Annotated in this window: 15 protein-coding genes; 10 read left to right on the top strand and 5 right to left on the bottom strand. The window is 70.0% G+C overall.

Annotated features, from left to right (window positions below):
* The first annotated feature begins 252 nt into the window (after positions 1-252).
* The gene (locus ABZ848_RS41290; RefSeq protein ID WP_360840416.1) at positions 253-1,494 is read left to right on the top strand and encodes a serine hydrolase domain-containing protein; all 1,242 of its coding nucleotides are present in this window, start codon (positions 253-255) and stop codon (positions 1,492-1,494) included.
* Here the strand turns inward: ABZ848_RS41290 and ABZ848_RS41285 are convergent.
* A complete protein-coding gene (locus ABZ848_RS41285) occupies positions 1,394-4,054 on the bottom strand; it encodes a discoidin domain-containing protein (RefSeq protein ID WP_360840415.1) in 2,661 nt (886 codons plus the stop codon). The genes ABZ848_RS41290 and ABZ848_RS41285 overlap by 101 nt on opposite strands.
* A 19-nt stretch (positions 4,055-4,073) precedes the next feature.
* Positions 4,074-4,430 (bottom strand): hypothetical protein, encoded by a 357-nt coding sequence (locus tag ABZ848_RS41280; RefSeq protein ID WP_360840413.1) that lies wholly within the window; start codon positions 4,428-4,430, stop codon positions 4,074-4,076.
* Between the two features lie 90 nt (positions 4,431-4,520).
* On the opposite strand from ABZ848_RS41280, the gene ABZ848_RS41275 reads away from it, so the two are divergent.
* Entirely contained in the window at positions 4,521-5,567 is a 1,047-nt protein-coding gene (locus ABZ848_RS41275) for a LacI family DNA-binding transcriptional regulator (protein ID WP_360840411.1), read from the top strand.
* Here the strand turns inward: ABZ848_RS41275 and ABZ848_RS41270 are convergent.
* Positions 5,564-6,862: an alpha-L-fucosidase gene (locus tag ABZ848_RS41270; RefSeq protein ID WP_360840410.1), complete on the bottom strand. Its 1,299-nt coding sequence runs from the start codon at positions 6,860-6,862 to the stop codon at positions 5,564-5,566. The two genes, ABZ848_RS41275 and ABZ848_RS41270, sit on opposite strands and share 4 nt — an antisense overlap.
* 242 nt (positions 6,863-7,104) lie before the next feature.
* Between ABZ848_RS41270 and ABZ848_RS41265 the strand changes: the two genes are divergently transcribed.
* From ABZ848_RS41265 to ABZ848_RS41230, 8 genes are all read left to right on the top strand, one after another.
* On the top strand, positions 7,105-8,709 hold the full coding sequence (locus tag ABZ848_RS41265) for an ABC transporter substrate-binding protein (protein WP_360840408.1): 1,605 nt from the start codon (positions 7,105-7,107) through the stop codon (positions 8,707-8,709).
* Between the two features lie 25 nt (positions 8,710-8,734).
* Positions 8,735-9,790 carry an ABC transporter permease gene (locus ABZ848_RS41260; RefSeq protein ID WP_360840407.1) on the top strand — a complete coding sequence of 352 codons (1,056 nt, stop codon included), beginning with the start codon at positions 8,735-8,737 and terminating at the stop codon, positions 9,788-9,790.
* A complete protein-coding gene (locus tag ABZ848_RS41255; protein ID WP_360840405.1) occupies positions 9,787-10,722 on the top strand; it encodes an ABC transporter permease in 936 nt (311 codons plus the stop codon). The genes ABZ848_RS41260 and ABZ848_RS41255 overlap by 4 nt, the downstream gene beginning before the upstream one ends.
* Positions 10,719-11,720, top strand: a complete 1,002-nt coding sequence (locus ABZ848_RS41250) for an ABC transporter ATP-binding protein (protein ID WP_360840404.1) — start codon at positions 10,719-10,721, stop codon at positions 11,718-11,720. Before ABZ848_RS41255 ends, ABZ848_RS41250 begins: the two co-directional genes overlap by 4 nt.
* A complete protein-coding gene (locus ABZ848_RS41245; RefSeq protein WP_360840503.1) occupies positions 11,720-12,781 on the top strand; it encodes an ABC transporter ATP-binding protein in 1,062 nt (353 codons plus the stop codon). The genes ABZ848_RS41250 and ABZ848_RS41245 overlap by 1 nt, the downstream gene beginning before the upstream one ends.
* Entirely contained in the window at positions 12,778-14,229 is a 1,452-nt protein-coding gene (locus tag ABZ848_RS41240) for a glycoside hydrolase family 3 N-terminal domain-containing protein (protein WP_360840402.1), read from the top strand. The genes ABZ848_RS41245 and ABZ848_RS41240 overlap by 4 nt, the downstream gene beginning before the upstream one ends.
* A gap of 203 nt (positions 14,230-14,432) precedes the next feature.
* Positions 14,433-15,200: an alpha/beta hydrolase gene (locus ABZ848_RS41235; protein ID WP_360840400.1), complete on the top strand. Its 768-nt coding sequence runs from the start codon at positions 14,433-14,435 to the stop codon at positions 15,198-15,200.
* 66 nt (positions 15,201-15,266) lie between these two features.
* A complete protein-coding gene (locus tag ABZ848_RS41230; protein ID WP_360840398.1) occupies positions 15,267-15,836 on the top strand; it encodes a GNAT family N-acetyltransferase in 570 nt (189 codons plus the stop codon).
* Positions 15,837-15,852: 16 nt separating this feature from the next.
* Here the strand turns inward: ABZ848_RS41230 and ABZ848_RS41225 are convergent, their stop codons facing one another.
* Positions 15,853-17,181 carry a helix-turn-helix domain-containing protein gene (locus ABZ848_RS41225; protein WP_360840397.1) on the bottom strand — a complete coding sequence of 443 codons (1,329 nt, stop codon included), beginning with the start codon at positions 17,179-17,181 and terminating at the stop codon, positions 15,853-15,855.
* Positions 17,182-17,228: 47 nt separating this feature from the next.
* Entirely contained in the window at positions 17,229-19,145 is a 1,917-nt protein-coding gene (locus ABZ848_RS41220) for a glycoside hydrolase family 97 catalytic domain-containing protein (RefSeq protein ID WP_360840396.1), read from the bottom strand.
* Positions 19,146-19,260 lie beyond the last annotated feature (115 nt).

The raw sequence follows: 19,260 nt of genomic DNA, 5'->3' as shown, positions 1-19,260 counted from the left end.
TCCTTCCTCGCAAGGCGGCCGGGATCACCAACCGCCCTGAGGCATGGCGCGGTTGGGCGCCATGGGGGCTGGTCGGGCCCCGGAACGAAACCCTTTCGGATGAGTCATGGACATGTAAAGCCGAAATCGTCGCTTTCAGCGCGAAATATGGCAATACTTTGCAAATCCATGCCACACAGTGATCAACAGATGACCAACTGTGTAGCGACTACGGAGATGTGACGAGACGGAAGAAAGTTGCCTCGCGTGAATGTGACTCATCTCGCATCCAAGAGCGCCCTGCTGGGGACGGTCGTGCTCTCCCTTGTCGCGGTTCCGGCGCACGCCGCCCCGGCCGAGTCACTACCGAAACCGGACATCACCGGCCTCCAGGGCGTTCTGCGCACCGCGCTCCGACAGGGCGCGCCGGGGGCGATCGCACGCGTCGACGACCGCGGCACGGTCCGGACCACGGCCGCAGGCCTCGCCGACCGCGCGACCGGACGGGCCGCCTCCAACGCCGACCGGTTCCGCATCGGCAGTGTCACCAAGGTGTTCTCGGCGGTGGTGCTGATGCAGCTGGTGGATGAGCGGAAGCTCAACCTGGACGCCCCGGTCGACCGCTATCTGCCGGGGCTGCTGCCCGACCGCTCCATCACGGTGCGGCAGGTCCTCGGCCACCGCAGCGGTCTGTACGACTACACGAACGACATGTTCGCGCGCTCGGTCGCCGGCTTCGAGGCCGTCCGCACCAAGGTCTTCACCTACCGCCAGCTGGTGAACCGCTCCCTGCGGCACGCCCGCACCAACAGGCCCGGAGCCGCGTACTCGTACTCCAACACCAACTTCGTCGTCGCCGGCATGCTCATCGAGAAGCTGACCGGCCACTCCGTACACACCGCGTACCAGAACCGCATCATCAAGCCGCTCAAGCTGCGCGACACCTTCTACGTGCACCCCGGCACGAAGATCCCCGGCCGTCACGCCAACGGCTACCTCACCCCGGACAAGGCGGGCGCTGCCCTCATCGACGCGACGCGGCAGACCGCGTCCTGGGCGCAGAGCGCGGGCGCGATCATCTCCAGCACCCGCGACCTGAACACCTTCCTGTCCGCGCTGCTGCGCGGCCGGCTCACCTCGGCCGCGCAGCTCCGCCAGATGGAACGGATGATCCCGGTGAACAGCACCCAGGCGTACGGGCTGGGCCTGCGCCGCCGCGACCTGTCGTGCGGGATCTCGGTGTACGGCCACACAGGTGCCGTCCAGGGCTACTACACGTACGCGTTCGCCACGAAGGACGGCCGCCGCAGCCTCGCGGCGATGGCCGACACCTCCAACAACGGGGCGGTGCTCACCACCATGCTGGGCACCCTGGAGTCGGCGTTCTGCGGCAAGCAGGCGAAGCCGCGGAGCGTCATGACCGGATCGTCAGCCAGTCCAGGCGCGCGACCCGAGGCCCTCCCTTCGCGACCAGGTAGAGGGAGTGAACACCGGACAGCCGCCGGGGCAGAGTGACCGACTGCTCCTGCCAGGTGTCAACCGAGCCGGTGGAGCGCACGGGCAGGGTCGCGGCCACCGGTCCCTGCGGGGCGTCGAGCCGGAGCTGGAGTGAGCAGCCGGCGGCGCAGGTGGAGGCGAGGCGTACGGTGAGCCTGTCGCCGCGCACGCTCGCTCGCCGGAATCCGATCCATTCACCGGAATCCAGCACACCGGTGGCGGCCGCACCCCGCTCGGCGCCGCGCACGGTCGTGGCCTGCTCGGCCTGGAGCGTGGCGGAGGCGTCGGGACCGTCACCGTACAGGCGCAGGTCGTTGACCACCCAGTTGGCGGGGCCGCTCGCGGTGAGGGTGATGCGGACGTAGCGGGCGGTCCGCGTCGGGAAGACCGCGTCCTGCGTGAACGACCGGCCCGAGACGCGGGCGAGGGCCCCGCTCCAGTCCGTGCCGTCGCGACTGACGGAGACCGCGAAGCCGTACGGCTGTCCGCTGGTGTCGCGGCCGGCGTCGAGCGAGAGCCGGTCGAAGGTCCTCGTCTCCCCCAGGTCCACGGTCAGCGACTGGCCGGGGGTCTGCGCGGCGGCGGCCGTCCAGCGGGTGTTGATGTCTCCGTCGACGGCGGCGGAGGCGTCCGTGCCGTCGCTCGCGGTGGCGGTCCAGGCGCCGTGCCGGACGCGCTCCTGGCAGCCGGGGAGGTCGCAGCCGGTGGACCAGATCGGTTCGCCGTACTCGTACGCACCGATGTCGGGGGCCGTGCCCCGCACGTCCGTGGTGATGCCGTCGATGGTCTCGCCCGCGTCGACGGCGGGTGAGCCGGCGGTGGGCCACAGTTCGCCGTTGACGGCGTCGGTGTAGCCGGGCGTGTCGGTGATGAGGTTGGAGCGGACCACGGGAAGCGGGTCGCCGGTCTGGGTCGCGGTGACCGGCTTCGGGCCGGCGATGTTGCTGATGTACGAGCCGGAGGCGTCGGTCGCGCCGCTCAGCAGCACCGAGTTGCCGTTGATGCCGACGCCGTAGCTGGAGTTGTGGTCCTGGTTGGCGATGCTCGGACCGGTGTGACCGTTGAAGAAGGTGCCCCGACTGCCGGTGTTCCAGGCGACGTTGTGGTGCAGCAGGAAGTGGCCGGAGTAGTTGTCGACGTAGAAGCCGACCTGGCCGTCGGCGTCGTGCGAGGTGTTGTGGTCGATGGAGGTGCCGGTGCCGTCGAGACTGCAACAGACGTAGAAGGGCGAGCCGTCGCGGGAGGTGCGCATGGCCTCGGACAGGTCGTTGTAGGCGATGCGGTTGCCGTGGAACTCGGTGCCGTTGAGCTGCCAGGCCGTGTCGATGGAGGCACGTCCGGTACGGCGGATCGTGTTGTGGGTGACCGTGTGGTCGTTGCCGTTGATCTCGATGCCGGGGGTGTAGCTGCCCATCCAGCCGACGTCGTGGATGTAGTTGCCGGTGATGGTGTTGCCGCTGCCACGTACCAGCACGCCGTCTCCGGCCGACTGCGAGATCTCGCTGTTCTTCAGGGTGTTGCCAGTGCCGAGGATCTGCACGCCCGAGTCGAGGATGCGGGAGGCGACGATGTGCCCCTCGAAGGGCGGGATCGCGAGGTCGCTGTCCGGTGGCATGGGAAGGGTCGAGAATTCGGAGATGTACGTGGCGTGCAGCCCGTCGGCCACAACTCCGCTGCTGGACTTGCCCGTTCGCAGCGAGGTGCCCCACAGGTCCAGGCCGCGGACGGCGACGTAGGAGCTGTCAGTGAGGTCGACGCCCCAGAGGCGGTGCTTGGCGGTCACGGTGTGGCCGGTCATGCCACCGCTCGGCGGGACCATGTAGAGGCGGTGCTCGGTCCTGTCGTAGTACCACTCCCCCGGCTGGTCGAGGGCGGCCTTCGAACCCACGAGGTAGTAGTTGCGGTAGTTCTGGTTGCCCATGCACAGCGGCGGGCAGCGGTAGTTGCCGCCCTTGAAGTCCAGCTTGCCTGGCGAGGTCGCGGTCACCGTGCCGGTCTGCTGGGCCCAGGGGTTGGAGCCGGCCCACAGGTGCACGGTCGCGCCGGTCCAGTCGGCGTCCGGGAGGTCGGTGTCGTCGATGTGCTGGTCGGTGGAGGTCGGATCCGCCTCCGCCCAGGTGGTGTTGAGCGGGTCGGACCCGGAGTTCGGCCAACGGCCCTCCGCCGCACGGCCGTTGTCGAGGAACACCGCGTTGAAGTCGGGGTCGAGCGGGAGGTTCGTATCGGCGGCGACCAGTCCGCCGCCGGCGTCCTTCCAGCCGGTGACCGGGTCGGTGCCGTCAATCGTCACGGCGCCGTCGCCGTAGGCGGCGAGGGTGATCGGGGCGTCCTTCGTGCCGGAGGGCGGGGTGACCTGCTCGCGGTAGGTGCCGCGGTGGATGAGGCAGGTGTCGCCGGGGTGGACGCGCGAGAGGCACTCGCCGATGGTGCGCAGGGGGCTCGACGGGGAGCCGGACGCGTGATCGCCGCCCCATGGGGCCACGTGATAGGTGCGCCCGGGGCCCGCCGCCTGCGCTTGGACCGGCAGAGCCACCAGCGCCGTCACAGCGGCCAGTACTGACAGTTGTCTCAGTCTCACATCCGTCTCCAGTGGTCGGTCATGGCTCAGCCCTTCTCCGGCTGGTGGATGTCGGGGTCAGCGAAGCCGCTGGAGTTGTTGACGGCGACCCGTCGACGCGTCCGGCGTCCAGCAGGCTGTCCGGCAGGTTGGCCTGGAAGTGCAGGAAGGCGGGGTAGACGCCGAAGGGGTAGAAGGAGAGCGGGAGGATCACCGCCTTCTTGTACTGCTGAGCACCCGGGGTACGGGTCTTGTCCACCCAGACCAGCAACTCACCTTTACCGCCACTCGAGTTGGCCGCCCCTCCCCCGGTGCCGCCGCAGCCCGCGAGTAACAGCGCGGTGGCGGCGGCCGGCGAGGTGATCCGCCAACTCCGGCCCGGACGCCGTCTCTTCATCGAGAGCCACCTGCCACCTCTACGCCAGGAGGACCGATTGCGATAGTTTTCGCAAGCTGCGGTCGCCGGGAAACGTAGGAGATTCATCCGATGACGTCAACAGTCCGGACAGGATCCGGCGGGGCACGGCGGCGCACACTGGCGGAAATAGCGGATGAGGCCGGGGTTTCCGTCTCCACGATCTCCAAGGTGCTGCACGACAGGTCCGATGTCTCGGCTGAGACGCGGGCCAAGGTGCAGCGGCTGCTGGAGAAGCACGGCTATCTCGCGCGGCAGCGGCCCGCGGCCACCGCCGCGCCGCCCGGCGGGCTGATCGATCTCGTCATCAACGAACTCGACAGCCCCTGGGCGGTCGAGCTGATCCGCGGCGCGGAGGACGTGCTGCACGAGGCGGGCATGGGACTGGTCGTCTCGGCGACGCACGGGCGGCAGAAGCGGGCACGCCAGTGGCTCGACTCGCTGGCCACGCGCCCGACCCGAGGGGCGATCCTGGTGGTGCCCGAGCTCACCCCAGAGCAGCACGCCGACCTCGCCGGACTCGGCATCCCGTACGCCCTCGTCGCCCCGATCGACGAGCCCGCGCCCGGCATCCCCTGGGTGGGCGCGACCAACTGGCCCGGCGGGCTGGCCGCGACCCGCCATCTCATCGAGCTCGGCCACCGGCGTATCGCCGTGATCAGCGGCCCGGAGCGCCGGCTCACGTCACGCGCACGCGTGGACGGCTACCGCTCGGCACTGACCGAGGCCGGGCTGCCCTTCGATCCGCGACTGGTCCGCTACGGCGACTTCACGCACGGTCTCGCGTATCAACACGCCCTGGAGCTGCTGGCGTTGCCCCACCGCCCGACGGCGATCTTCGCCGGCAGCGACCATCAGGCGCTCGGCACCTATCGCGCGGCGGCCGAGCTGGGGCTGCGCATCCCGCACGATGTGAGCGTGGTCGGCTTCGACGACCTGCCGTTCGCGGACTGGGTGACCCCTCGGCTGACGACCATGCGGACACCGATCGCCGACATGACGGCGCTGGCCGCGCGGATGGTGCTGCGCCTGCTGGCCGGTGAGGCGCCGGAGACAACGCGGGTGGAGGTGGCGACGGAGCTGGTGGTGCGGGAGAGCAGCGGGCCGCCGGCGGGCTAGGGCTCGTCCGTCAGGAAGAGTTCGACGACCGGTACGAGTACCTCGGGGCGCATGACCGGCAGCGTGAGGGTGAGCGTGTCCGAGGCTTGCGGCAAGGGGGCGAGGTTGGCGTGCGCCTGCGGGACACCGTCGAGCACGCTCAGGCCCACTTCGCTTCCGTCGCCCAGGAGTTGGGCGTACTTCACTCTGCCCGCGAGGCCCGGCAGGTGGACGTGTCTGAACGGCCAGGCGAAGAGGTGGAGGTAGAGGCGGTTGCCGCGCTGGGTGTACACGCCGTGGGCGGGTGGCGTGAACGGAGCCGGGCCGGCGCCGTGGACGGAGCGGGCGTGCAGCCGCATCCAGTCGGCAACGGCGTCGAGGATCGTCCGGGCCCGCGGTTCGAGGTTGCCCCGGCCGTCGGGACCGACGTTCAGGATCATGTTGCCGTTGTTCGACACGGACTGGACGAGCATGCGCACCAGGTCGCCGGGTTCCTTGAACTCCAGGTTGTCCCGGTGGTACCCCCACGAGCCGTTGAGCGTCTGGCACGCCTCCCACATGACCTCGGCGCCGTTCTCGTCGATGAGTGGGCGGTCCGGCTGGAACTGTTCGGGAGTGACGTAATCCCCCGGAATGCCGAGGCGGTTGTTGACGACAATGCCGGGCTGGAGGGCGCGGGTCATCGCCAGCAGTTCCGGTGAGTCCCAGTCCTCCGGGCCCTTGCCCGGCATTCCGCCACGGTTCCATGGAAACGTGAAGTCGTAGAACATCAGGTCCACTTGGCCGTACGAGGTCAGCAGCTCCCTGACCTGGCCGTGCAGGTAGGCGCGGTATCTGCCCATGTCCCGACCGGAGTTGAGGGCGGTCACCTCCGGTGCGTTGCGCAGCGGGTGGACACCGTCGATGACGTAGTCGGGATGGTGCCAGTCGAGGAGCGAGTGGTAGAAGCCGACCTTCAGGCCCTCGGCACGCATGGCGGCGACGAATTCGGCGACGAGATCCCGGCCGCAGACCTTCGCCGAGGAGTAGTCCGTGAGCGCCGAGTCCCAGAGGCAGAAGCCGTCGTGGTGCTTGGTGGTGAGGACGGCGTAGCGCATGCCCGCCGCGCGGGCGGTGCGGGCGATGTCGGCCGCGTCGAACAGGTCCGGGTCGAAGTGGTCCACGTACTTCTGGTACTCGGCGTCGCCGATCTCCTCGTAACTGCGCACCCACTCGTGCCGTGCGGCCATGCTGTAGACGCCGAAGTGGACGAAGAGGCCGAACCGCGCCTCACGCATCCAGCCGGTCACCGAGGGCGTGTCACGAGTCTGGGTCAATTTCATTTCCTCCGGATCGACTGAGGACCATTCTTGCCCTGAAACCACATCCGTCGAAACCCTTCTCCGACATACGAACCTGGTTCCATTGCATTTTCGAACCAGGTTCGTTTATCGCGTATTTCCGGTTTCTTCTTGACACCCGGCGTTCGCCGTTCACACAATTCGGCAACCGAGACGGGAGGTCAGCCGTGCGGCTCAGGCGTTCCTTCCGAACCGGTCCGGCAGCGGTGGTCGTGGTGATGAGTCTCGCCCTCACCGCCTGCCAGGACAGCGGTTCGGCGAATTCGGGCAATGGCTCGATGATGATCAACTACGCGTCCGGAAAAACCGTGCTCCAGCGCAACTTCAACCCGCTGACCAGCACCGGTGACGCGTCTCCGGGAACCAGGATCTACATGTACCAGTCGCTCATGGGGGTCGATGTCCTCAAGGGCGGCGAATTCGAACCGTGGCTCGCCTCCGCACAGAAACTCTCGTCGGACGGCCGCACATTGACCGTGGACATCGACAAGAAGGCCACCTGGAGCGACGGAAAACCGGTCACCGCCAAGGACGTGGTGTTCACCTTCCAGCTGGTGAAGAAGACGCCCGCGCTCAATTCCTACGGCGTTTCCTTCACGTCGGTGGCCGCGCAGGGCGAGAAGACGGTCGTCTTCCATTTCGACAAGCCCGCCTTCACACAGGTGGCGTCGATTCTCCAGCAGTACATCGTGCCGGAGAAATACTGGACGGGTAAGAATCCGGTCACCTATACCAATCCCAATCCCGTGGGCAGTGGGCCGTACACCCTGAAGCGGTTCGATCCGCAGCAGATCACGCTGGCGCTCAGGAACGACTACTGGCGCAGCAAGATGCAGGTGAAGCAGGTCCGGCTGCCCGTGGTGAACTCCGCCACCGAGCTGTCCCAGCTGACCAGCGGTCAGGAGGATCTGAGCGGCGGCGCGATACCCAATCTGGAGAAGCAGTACATCGACAAGGACCCGGCGAAGAACGGCTACTTCTATCCGACGTACGGGGCGCTGATCCTGGTCTTCAACCACGACCGGGGTCCGCTCAAGGACGTCCATCTGCGCAAGGCAGTCGAGCTGGCGATCGACCGCAAGCAGCTCATCCAGCTGGTCACCCAGCTCGGCGCCGACCCGATCAGCCAGACCGGCCTGGACGCGGCGACGCAGGGCAAATGGCTGGACCCCGCGTACAAGGACGCCGTTCAGACCGATCTCGCGGCCGCCAAGTCCCAGCTGCAGCAGGCCGGTTACACCCTCAGCGGCGGCAAGGCGGTGAAGGACGGCAAGCAGCTCACGCTCGACTACATCGAGGTCGCCGACTTCGCCGACTCCGTGCAGCGGGCCCGGATCATCGCCGACCAGCTCGGCAAGATCGGCATCAAGGTGAATGTGCAGACGCTGGCCAGCAGCACCTACACGGACACCCGCGCGAAGGGCGACTTCGACCTCGCCGCGTACGGGATCGCGTACGGCGCCGTGCCCTGGCAGATCTACAACCCGCTGCTGAACAGCGAGTTCGCGGGGACGGCGAACGGCGGCAAGGCGCAGACCAACAACTACCTGCGCTGGCGCGACACACCGACCGACGACCTGCTCAACCAGCTGTCCAACACCGGCGACGAGGCGACACAGATCGCGCTCACCCGGAAGCTGGAGAAGATCATCGTCGACCAGGTGCCGTACGTGACGCTCTCCAACATCACCGCCGGCTGCGCCTGGAGCGCCCGCAACTGGACGGGCTTCCCCAGCAAGGACAACCCGTACGACATCTGCGCGCCCTGGAACGGCGGACCGGCCTTCGAGAACGTGCTCGCGCATCTCAAGCCGGTGAAGTGATGGCCGCTTCCCAGGAGTTGGCGCGATGACGGCGACGACACTGCCGGTCGGCAAGGCGCGGGACTCGGCGGCTCCGCGCCGGCGCGGCGGCCGGGCCCGGGTCCTGCTGCGCCGGCTCGGCTTCTACGTCGGCACCGCCGCCGTCGCGATCACCCTCAACTTCGTCATCCCCCGGCTGATGCCGGGGGACCCGGCCTCCGTCATCCTCAACAAGCTCGCCCAGCGCTCCCAGGTCTCAGCCGCGACCGAGAAGTCGATCCGGGCCCTGTTCGGCGTGCCCGACCAGAGCCTGTGGCAGCAGTACCTGCACTACCTGGACCAGCTGGCCCACCTCGACTTCGGCGTCTCCACCGCGTACTTCCCGCAGCCGGTCAGCGAGATGATCTCGCAGGGCCTGCCGTGGACGCTGGGCCTGGTGAGCCTGACCACCGTCCTGGCCTTTCTGCTCGGCACCGGCCTCGGCATCGTCTCGGGCGCCCGGCCCGGCAGCCGCCTGGACAGCGTCATGGCACCGCTCGCGACCTTCCTCGGCTCGATGCCGTACTTCTGGGTCGCCACCATGCTGCTCCTGCTGCTGTCGGTGAACCTGCCGGTCTTCCCCTCGCAGAACGGCTACGACCTCAATCTCGAACCGGGCTTCAACCTCACCTTCGTCACCAGCGTGATCGCCCACGGCTTCCTGCCCGCGGCGACGATCATCGTGTCCTCGGTCGGCGGCTGGCTGCTCGGCATGCGCAACATGATGATCACGACGGTCGCGGAGGACTATGTGACTCTGGCCGAGGCCAAGGGACTCGGCCGCGGTCGGATCCTGCTGGCGTACGCGGCCCGCAACGCTATGCTGCCGCAGGTGGCGGGCCTGGCCATCTCGATCGGCACGGTCGTGGGCGGTTCGCTGCTCGCCGAGGCGGTGTTCGCCTACCCCGGCATCGGCTACCTCTTCTACCAGGCCGTCGTGAACCTCGACTACCCGCTGATGCAGGCCCTGTTCCTGATCATCTCGCTCTCCGTGCTGGTGGCGAACTTCATCGCCGACTCCGTCTACGTCCTGCTCGACCCGCGCACCCGGGAGGACGCATGACGCTCGCCGCCCCGCTCACTCCCACCACCGGCCGGCTGACCTGGCGCACCGCACTGCGCAAGCTCGTCCCCGCCAACCGCAAGGCCCGCGTCGGACTCGCCATCATCGGGGTGTACGTCCTCGTCGCCGCCGTAGGCCCGTGGATCGTGCAGTCGCTCATGGGCCTGTCCCCCACGGAACTGACCGGTGTGGTCCTCCAACCCCCGTCCTCCGCGCACCCGTTGGGCACCACCCAGGACGGCACCGACGTCCTCGCCCAACTCGTCGTGGGCACCCGCACCTCGCTCCTCGTGGGCGCGCTGGCGGCCGTGGTCTCGACCACGCTGTCGGTGGCCGTGGGCCTCATCGGTGGCTACTACGGCGGGATGGTCGACTCCGTGCTCGGGGCCCTCACGAACGTGTTCCTGGTCCTGCCGGGGCTGCCGCTGGTCATCATCCTCGCCGGGTATCTGCGGGGGCGGGGCGGTCCGTTCGCGGTGGCGCTGGTCATCGGGCTGACCGGCTGGGCCTGGGGCGCCCGTTCCAAGCGCGTGCAGACACTGTCCCTGCGCAACCGGGACTTCGTGGTGGGCGCGCGGCTCCTCGGCGAGAGCAATCTGCGGATCATGCTCGTCGAGGTGCTGCCGAACCTGCTGCCGGTGATCTCGGCGACGCTGATGCTCTCGCTGGTGACCTCCATCCTCGCCGTCTCCGGCCTGGACTTCCTGGGCATCGGCGACATCAACACCGTCAGTTGGGGCACGATGCTCTACTTCGCCCAGCAGCGGCAGGCGATGGTCTCGGGCGCGTGGTGGTGGTTCGTGCCGCCCGGGGTCGCGATCACCGTGCTGGGCGCGGCGGCCGGGCTCGTCAACTTCGGCATCGACGAACTGACCAATCCACGACTGCGCGGTGCTCGCCGCCCCAAGTCCTCGCGGAAGGGGGCACGATGAATCTGTTGCTGGACGTGAAGGACCTGAGCGTCGACTACGGTACGGAGGCCGAGCCCCTGCCAGCCGTGTCGCAGGTGTCCCTGGAGCTGCACCGGGGAGAGATCCTCGGCATCGCAGGCGAGAGCGGCAGCGGCAAGACCACTCTCGTCAACGCGCTGCTACGGCTCCTGCGGCCACCCGCCGTGGTCCGGTCGGGCAGCGCCGTCCTCCATCCGCGCTCGGGTGCCCCCGTCGACCTGCTGCACGCCGATGCCCGCGAACTGCGCCGGACGCGGTGGGAGCACACTGCCGTCGTCTTCCAGAGCGCGATGAACGCCCTCAACCCGGTCGCGCGGCTCGGCGCCCAGTTCACCGACGTCCTGCGCGCTCATCGTCGTATCCCCAAGGGGGAGGCCCGCGAACGCGCCGCGCACATGCTGGAACTCGTCGGGATCCCCACCAGCCGACTCGACAGCTACTCGCACGAGCTCTCGGGCGGGATGCGGCAACGCGCCACCATCGCGCTGGCGTTGGTGTGCGAGCCGGATCTGCTGGTGATGGACGAGCCGACGACGGCCGTGGACGTGGTGATGCAGCGGCAGATCCTGCGCCAAGTGATCCGGCTGCAGCGGGAGTTGGGGTTCTCCGTCGTGTTCATCACGCACGACCTGTCGCTGCTGCTGGAGATCGCCGACCGGATCGCCGTGATGTACGGCGGCCGGATCGTGGAGAGCGGGCCCGCCGGGGACCTGTACCGGGATCCGCGGCACCCGTACACGCGCGGGCTGCGGGACTCGTTCCCGCCCTTGCGCGGGCCGATGCGCAGGCTGAACGGCATCCCCGGAAATCCACCCGACCTGCGCGGCCTGCCGCCGGGCTGCCCCTTCCAGCCGCGCTGTCCGCACGCCACGCCTGAGTGCGGCGCGGCCCCGCCCGAGCTCGCCGGATGCGGCACGGAGCGCACGGTGGCCTGCGTCCACGCCGGGAGCCTGCCCGCGCCGACGACCGGAGGGCGATGATGACCGACGAGCCGGCACCCGTGCTGGAAGCGGTGGACGTCACCGTCCACTACCCGGTGCACCGCGCCCGCGGGGAGATCGTGCACGCGCTGGAGAAGGCCTCGCTGAGCCTCCGCCCCGGCCGTACCGTCGCCCTGGTCGGCGAGAGCGGCAGTGGCAAGTCCACGTTCGCCAGGACGCTCGCCCTCGCCCAGGAGCCCACCGACGGCCGTGTCCTGCTGGGCGGCGAACCGGCCTCCGCCCGCGGCCGCCGCGCCTACGCCCGCCGGGTCCAGATGGTGCTGCAGGACCCGTTCGGCTCCCTCAACCCCCTGCACCGCGTGCGGTATCTGCTGGAACGCCCGCTGCGGCTGCACGGCTCCGTCACCGGCCGCGAGGACCTGGAGCGGCGCCTGCGGGCCCTGCTGGAACGGGTGCGGCTCACCCCGCCCGAGCGCTTCCTGGACGCCTTCCCGCACGAGCTCTCCGGCGGCCAGCGGCAGCGCGTCGCGATCGCCCGCGCACTCGCCGTCGAGCCCGAAGTGCTGCTCGGCGACGAGCTGGTGAGCATGCTGGACGTCTCCATCCGCCTGGAGATCCTCAACCTCCTCGCCGCCCTGCGCGACGAGGAGCACCTCGCCATGCTGTACATCACCCACGACATCGCGGGCGCCCGCTACTTCGCCGACGAGATCGCGGTGATGTACGCGGGCGAGATCGTCGAGTACGGCACCGCGGAGGACGTCACCCAGAGCCCGGCCCACCCGTACACCCGGCTGCTGCTCGACTCGACGCCGGATCCCGACCGCATGGAGTTCCTGGCGGGCCGGCGCCCGGACGGCACCGACGGCGTCGCACCGGATGCGGTCGAGGACGACTACGGCGAACCCCCGGACCTGGTCCACCCGCCCACCGGCTGCCGCTTCCACCCCCGCTGCCCCCTCGCCCGGCCCTCGTGCGCCACCGAGGTTCCCCCACGCGTGGATGTGACGGACCGTCACTGGGCCAGCTGTGTCCTGCTGGTGGCCCCGGACAAGGAGGACACCCACGGCCGTACGACGACTCGGGAGATGACCTCGTGACCACTCTTCCCGGGGATCTGGTCGAGGCCGCAGGCCGCTGCCTCGTTCTCGGCTTCGACGGAACCGCCCTCCCCGACGAGCTGAAACGACTGGCCGACACCGGGCTCGGCGGCGTGATCCTGCACACCCGCAACGTCGCCGGTCGCTCCGAACTGCGGTCCCTCACCGACGAGTTGAGGGCACTCCGGCCCGGTCTCCTGGTCACCGTCGACCAGGAGGGCGGTGGTATCAGCCATCTGGCCAGGGCAGGGGCGCCGGAGACGCCCGGGAACTGGGCGCTCGGCGTCGCCGACGACACTGGGCTGACCGGCGCCGTCGCGGACGCGCTCGCCCGGCATCTCACCGAGTGCGGCGTGACCGTGAGCTTCGCCCCGGTCGCCGATGTGCACCGGGTCGCCGCCAACCCCATCGTGCGGACGCGCGCTTTCGGTGCCGATCCCGTCCACGCGGCCCGGCACGTCACCGCCTGGATCGAGGCCACGCTGGCGGCCGGGGTCGCTCCGTGCGCCAAGCACTTCCCGGGGCACGGCTCGACGACCGTGGACAGCCATCTCGGCGCCGCCGTCGACGCACGGGACGAGCAAGTCCTGCGCGAGACCGACCTGTTGCCCTTCCGCGCCGCCGTCGCCGCGGGCGTACCGCTCGTCATGACGGCACACGTCGTCTACCCGGCACTCGATCCCGCCGCCCCCGCCACACTCAGCCGCCGCATCCTGACCGACCTCCTGCGCACCGAACTCGGCTTCGAGGGCGTGATCGTGACCGACGCCCTGGAGATGAAGGCGATCGCCGACGGCGTCGGTGAGGCCGCCGCTGCCGTGGCCGCGATCGGCGCGGGCGCCGACCAGCTGATCATCGCGCGCCCGGATCCGGGCCTTTGGCTGCGCTGCCGGGACGCGCTGGTGGAGGCGATGGCCGACGGTCGTCTCGATCCTGCCAGGGTGGTCGAGGCGGCCCGCCGGGTGGACGCGCTGGCCGAACGCTTCGCACAGCCGCCGCCCCCGAGCCACAGCCCCGTTGCGGACATCGGGCTGCGCGCCGCCCGCCGGGCCATACGGTGGAAGCCACTGCCCGGCCCCGTCCTCGACCCCTTCGTCGTCGACCTGCACCGTCCCCCGAAACCCGCGCTGGAATGGTCCCGTACGGACCTGGTTCGCGTCCTGCGCGAGGTCATGCCCGGCACGGACGGCGTCGCGGCCACGCGGGACCCCGTCGACGTGGCCGACGTCCTGCGGCGGGCCCAGGGCCGGCCGCTGCTCATCGCCACGGAGGATCCGGACCTGCATCCCTGGCAGGCCGCGGTCCGCACGGCGCTGCTCGCCGGCCGCCCGGACGCGCTGCTGATCGCCACCGGCCTGCCGGACGCGGAGACGGAGGCGGCGGACGGGCTGTGCGTCTACGGGCGGGGCCGGGCCAACCTGCGAGCCGTTGCCGAGGCTCTGCTCTAGCCGATGGGAGGGCGGGAAAAACATTGGTCCGGGCGACGATCAGCCTGCTAGCTTCTCTCTCGGCCGTGACACCGCCCGAGGAGGTGAGACCCATGAACGCTGCAACGCCGTGGGTGCTCCCCGTCTCCGTCACGGGCGCGCGACCGATCTAGGGGTCGCCGGGAGCGCCTCGACCACAAGGCACTCCCGAAAGGCAACATCCCATGGACACTGTGCACTTCACCGCGGAGACGACGTCGGCGGACGGTGTCGTCGAACGCGACTTCACGATCGGCGAGATCACCGGCGCGCTCTGGTCCCCCGCCTCCGGCCCCGAGCGGGCGCCGCTGGTCCTGCTCGGCCACGGCGGCGGCAACCACCGCCACTCACCGGCCATGGTCGGCCGGGCCCAACGCCTGGTGACCGGCGCCGGTTTCCACGCGGCCTGCATCGACGCGCCCGGGCACGGCGGCCGGCCCCGGACGGCGTACGACGAGCAGGAGATCGCCGCGATGCAGCGGGCGATGGCGGCGGGCCAGCCCGTCGGCGAGATCGTCGTCCGCTACAACGCCCACCTTGCGGAGCAGGCGCTGCCCGAGTGGCGGGCGACGCTGGACGCCCTCCAGCAACTGCCTGAGATCGGCTCCGACGGGCCGGTCGGCTACTTCGGGCTGAACATGGGCACCGCGATCGGCGTGCCGTTCGTGGCGGCCGAACCCAGGATCACGGCCGCGGTCTTCGGTCTCCACTGGCCCGATGCCCTCGCCGAGTCGGCGAGGCGGATCACCGTCCCGATCGAGTACATGCTCCAGTGGGACGACGAGTACATCCCCCGGGCCGCCGGTCTCGCGCTGTTCGACGCCTTCGCCTCAAAGGAGAAGACGCTGCACGCCAACGCGGGCGCACACAAGGAACTGCCCAGGTTCGAGGCCGACAAGGCGGTCCACTTCTTCGCCCGCCACCTCGGCGGGGCCGTGGCCACACGGGCATGACCCGACGGGTGTCGGCGACCGGCCCCTGGTCGGCCGCCGGCGCCCCCGACGTCGTACCCTCGCCCGATGGAAAAGATCACCGCACGCCTGACGGCGCCCGCCACGCCGTCGGCACCCGCGCTCGTACTGCGCCCCTGGATACCGACGGACGCCACCGCCCTGGTCGCGCTGGACTGGGACGACGCCCTGCGGCGATGGACGACCGCGACCACGGACGACGAGGCGAGCGCGACGCGGTGGATCGGGATCCAGCAGCAGGGATGGGAGACGGGACACCGCTTCGCGTTCGCCGTCGTCGAGTCGCCGACCGGGGACACCGAGGGCCTATTGGCGGGTCACATGGTGCTCAAGATCGTCACGCCCGGCAGCGCGTCCGCCGAGGTCGGCTACTGGACAGCGGCACACGCACGTGGGCGCGGAGTGGCGCCGCGAGCCCTGGAGGCACTGACGGAGTGGGCCTTCACGGCATTGCCCGGTGAGGAACTGACACGCCTCGAACTCCTGCACCAGGAGGACAACACGGCGTCCTGCCGGGTCGCGGAGAAGACGCGGTACGCGCTGGCCTCGATCTTGCCCGCGTCTCCGCCCGCCTACCCTCATGCCGGTCACGTGCATGTACGGACACGCGCGTTCTGACCCGGCGCCACACCCCCTAGCGGGCTCTCAGGTGATGCCCGTCGCCGGAACCGGTGAGGGCCGCGTCGATCGCCAGGCGGTACAGCCCGGTCGGGCGGCCCTTGCGGTGGGTCTGGGTGCAGCCCTCCGAGGTGATCAGGCCGTGGGCGTGGAGTTTGCGGATCAGGCGGCGGCCGCTGGGGTCGGTGATGGTCATGCCGTCGGCCAACTCGCTCGGGGTGACGGGGCGTCCGGCGAGGTCGTGCTCGATGGCGGCCAGCCGTGACAACGTTGCCGGGCTCAAGCCGATCGTCCGGGCGAGTTCGCGCAGCCGGTCGTCCTGCTCGCGGCACGGCTCGCTCCGCGGCTGTCCGCCCGGCCCCATCGGGCCGATGACCAGCCCGCCGTCCTCCATCAGATAGCCGCACGGCCGGTTCTCCGCCTCGGCGCGGGCGACAGCCCGTTCGGCGAGCACCACCGAGGACCGGGCCGACGGTCCCACGCCGAAGCCCGCTGCCACCTCCACGCCGAGTGACTCCCGCGCCCGGTCCAGCAGCGGCAGGACGAGCCAGTCGCGGGTCAGGCGCTCGAACAGCGTCCGGCGCCCGAGCACCACCGCGCCGCGGCGGCCGCGATCCTCGATCCAGGCGTCGGCGAGTTCGGGCGTGGCCCGCAGGAGACGTACGAGACCCGTCCGCGCTCGCTCCGACTCCCCTGAGTTTCCAGGTCTGTTGATGCTGAAGACGCCCGCCGCGAAGCCGGCCGCGCCCGCTCGCTCCGAGCGGATGCGCAGTGCCAGCTCGTGGAGTTCCGCGCGGATGCTGGACGGGGTGGGTGAACCGTTCAGCACCCGCAGGGTTCCGCGGAGCTGTCGCAGCACCGCCGTTCGTGCGGTGATGACATAGCCGTCGCCGTCCTGGAGGGACCGGTGGTGGAAGGCGCAGATCTCGTCGATGGTCTGGTCGTCGGCGTACGGCAGGCAGGTGACGCGGGTGCGGTCCAGATGCACCGACTCCGTGACCTCGGAGACCACCTCGTGGTCGAAGGTGTCGATGCTGACCGGGACCGGCTGCCAGCCGCGGGCCTGCGCCTGTGACAGGGCCAGCGCCAGGTCGAGGGCCGAGCTGCGGATGACGGCGACCGGGAGGCTCGGGGGCAGGGCGTCCCGGCAGGCGCGATGGGGGACGGCACCCACCAGCAGCCCGTCCAGGGCGTGTCCGTCGACCAGGCGCTGGACGCGGGGGCGGATCTCCTGTTCGTGCCCGTAGGTGACCCACTTCAGCGAGATGCCGGAGAGTGGTTCCACGGCTTCCTCGAAGACGCCCCGGCGGCTCGCGTGCACGACCACCCCGATCGACGGACTCACCGTCCACCACCCTTCACCGCGAAGAAGCCGGGCTCGCTGCGCAGAGTTCAGCGATAGCAGGTGGTGATGCCCGGGCGCCAGGGGCAGGCGATCCCGGCGAAGCCGCCGTTCGCGACGACGTCGACGTCGAACTTGTCGCCGCCGCGCAGGACTTGGCGGTCCTGGACGAGTCCGTCGGCGCCGTCGCGAATGGTCTCGACGAGCCAGCGTCCGGATCCGACGGTCAGCGGAACCTCCGCCGTGCGGGCCGCGCCGGCGTACACCCCGCCCAGGAACCAGCGGTCGCCGCTGCGGCGGGCGAGAACGGCCTCCTGTCCCGGGGTTCCGGCGAGCAGCCGGGTGTCGTCCCAGGCCGCGGGGACCTGGTCGAGGAAGGCGCGGGCCAGTGGCCGGGCGTCGTACGACTCGGGTGTGCCCGCGAACATCTGCAGGCCCGACTCGTAGGCGACGGTGAGGCCGACCTCGGCGGCGTCGGAGTTGGGGCGCAGGCCGACGCGTTGGAAGGCGCCGGGGGTGAAGTCCATGGAGCCGATGACGTTGCGGGTGAAGGGCAGGGTGGTGAGGTGGGCGGCGGTGTTGGTGCGTTTCTCCTCGCCGCCGACGCCCTCCAGGGTCATCACCTGCGGCCAGGTCCGCTGGATGCCCTTGGGGATGGTCGAGCCGTGGAAGTCGATCATCAGGTGGTGGGCGGCGGTGTCCTTCAGGATGGCGTCGTACCACTGGAGCATGGACTGCGCCTCGGAGTTCATGAAGTCGATCTTGACGCCCTTGACACCCCAGCGCTCCAGGGTGGGCAGCCACTGGGCGCGTTCCTCGGGTGTGTCGAGGTCGCGCTGATGGATCCAGACGACGATGCCGACGCCCTTGGCCCTTGCGTAGTCGACGAGTTGGGGCATCCAGCTGTCGGTCTGCCAGTTCGGGTCGGTGGTGTCCCACGCGTCGCTCTTGAAGTACCAGCCCGCGTCGACGGCTTCGTACGGCCAGCCCCGCTCGGCGGCGTAGTCGACGTAGGCCTTCTGCGCCGTGAGGCTCTGGCCGGCCTCCCTGCCGCCGGCGAGCCAGGTCCACAGCACGGTGCCGGGCCGGATCCAGGAGGCGTCGCGGACCTTGGAGGCCGGGGCGAGGTCGTCCGTGAAGGTGGAGCGGGTGACGGTGGCGAGGTCGCCGGTGACCATCGCCCGCCAGGGAGTCGCGAGCCGGCCGTCCGTGTGGACCGCGTCGTCGGCCAGCTTGATGCGGTAGGTGCCGGTGCCCTGGTCGTGGGCGAGGCGGGCGCCGGAGTAGGCGCCGGTGAGGTCGGACTCGGCGAGCAGGGTGTAGCCGCCGTCGGTGGCGAACAGCGCCTGGTCGGAGTACTCGCCGGTGGGCGCGGTCGCGGCGGTGTACTGGTTGAACGGGCCCTCGTTGTCGACCCGGTAGGTACCGAGCCAGGCGTTCGCGTCCGGCGGCAGGTTGAACGCGGAGGTCTCGCCGAGCACGTCGCCGTATCCGGTCGGGAGGACGTAGCGGTAGGCGACGCCGTCGGCGGAGGCGCGGACGACGAGGTCGAGTCTCGCCCCGGCTGCCGTGGCGAACGACAAACGGGTCTCGTTCATGCGGACTTGGCGGTCCAGCCGCTTGCCGGACTTGGTCCGGTAGTGCTCCTCGACGAGCCGGTCTCTTCGGTGCAGGAAGTGCAAGTCCTTGGAAAGGTCGGCCTGTTGGGTGACGATTCCGACCGGTGAGGGCTCGATGACGGTACGGCCGCCGCGGGACACGGAGAGGCTCAGTGCGCCGGTGGTGTCGTCGAGGGAGATCCGTGCGAGCGGTTCGTGTGCGGCCGCGGTGCGCTCGGGGCCGGAGACCGACCAGACGTGTTCGGGGGACGTGGTGTCCTGGCCGGCCCGTGCGGGCGCGGTCGTGCAGAGTGTGGCCGCCAGACCGGCGCAGAGCGCGGCGACCGCGGTCCTGACAGGAACCGCCATGTGAAGCCTCCCGTGTTGACGTGCCGAACCGGACGGATCATCGAGACATCGGGTGTATCCGGGAACCTAGACACCTCCTGCACACCTGTCAACAGTCCTGGCATCACCTGAATCG

This window comes from Streptomyces sp. NPDC047081, assembly GCF_040643775.1.
In the GTDB taxonomy this organism is placed as follows: domain Bacteria; phylum Actinomycetota; class Actinomycetes; order Streptomycetales; family Streptomycetaceae; genus Streptomyces.
Note: the sequence above shows the minus strand (reverse complement) of the source record. Positions and strands in the feature narration are given on the sequence as shown.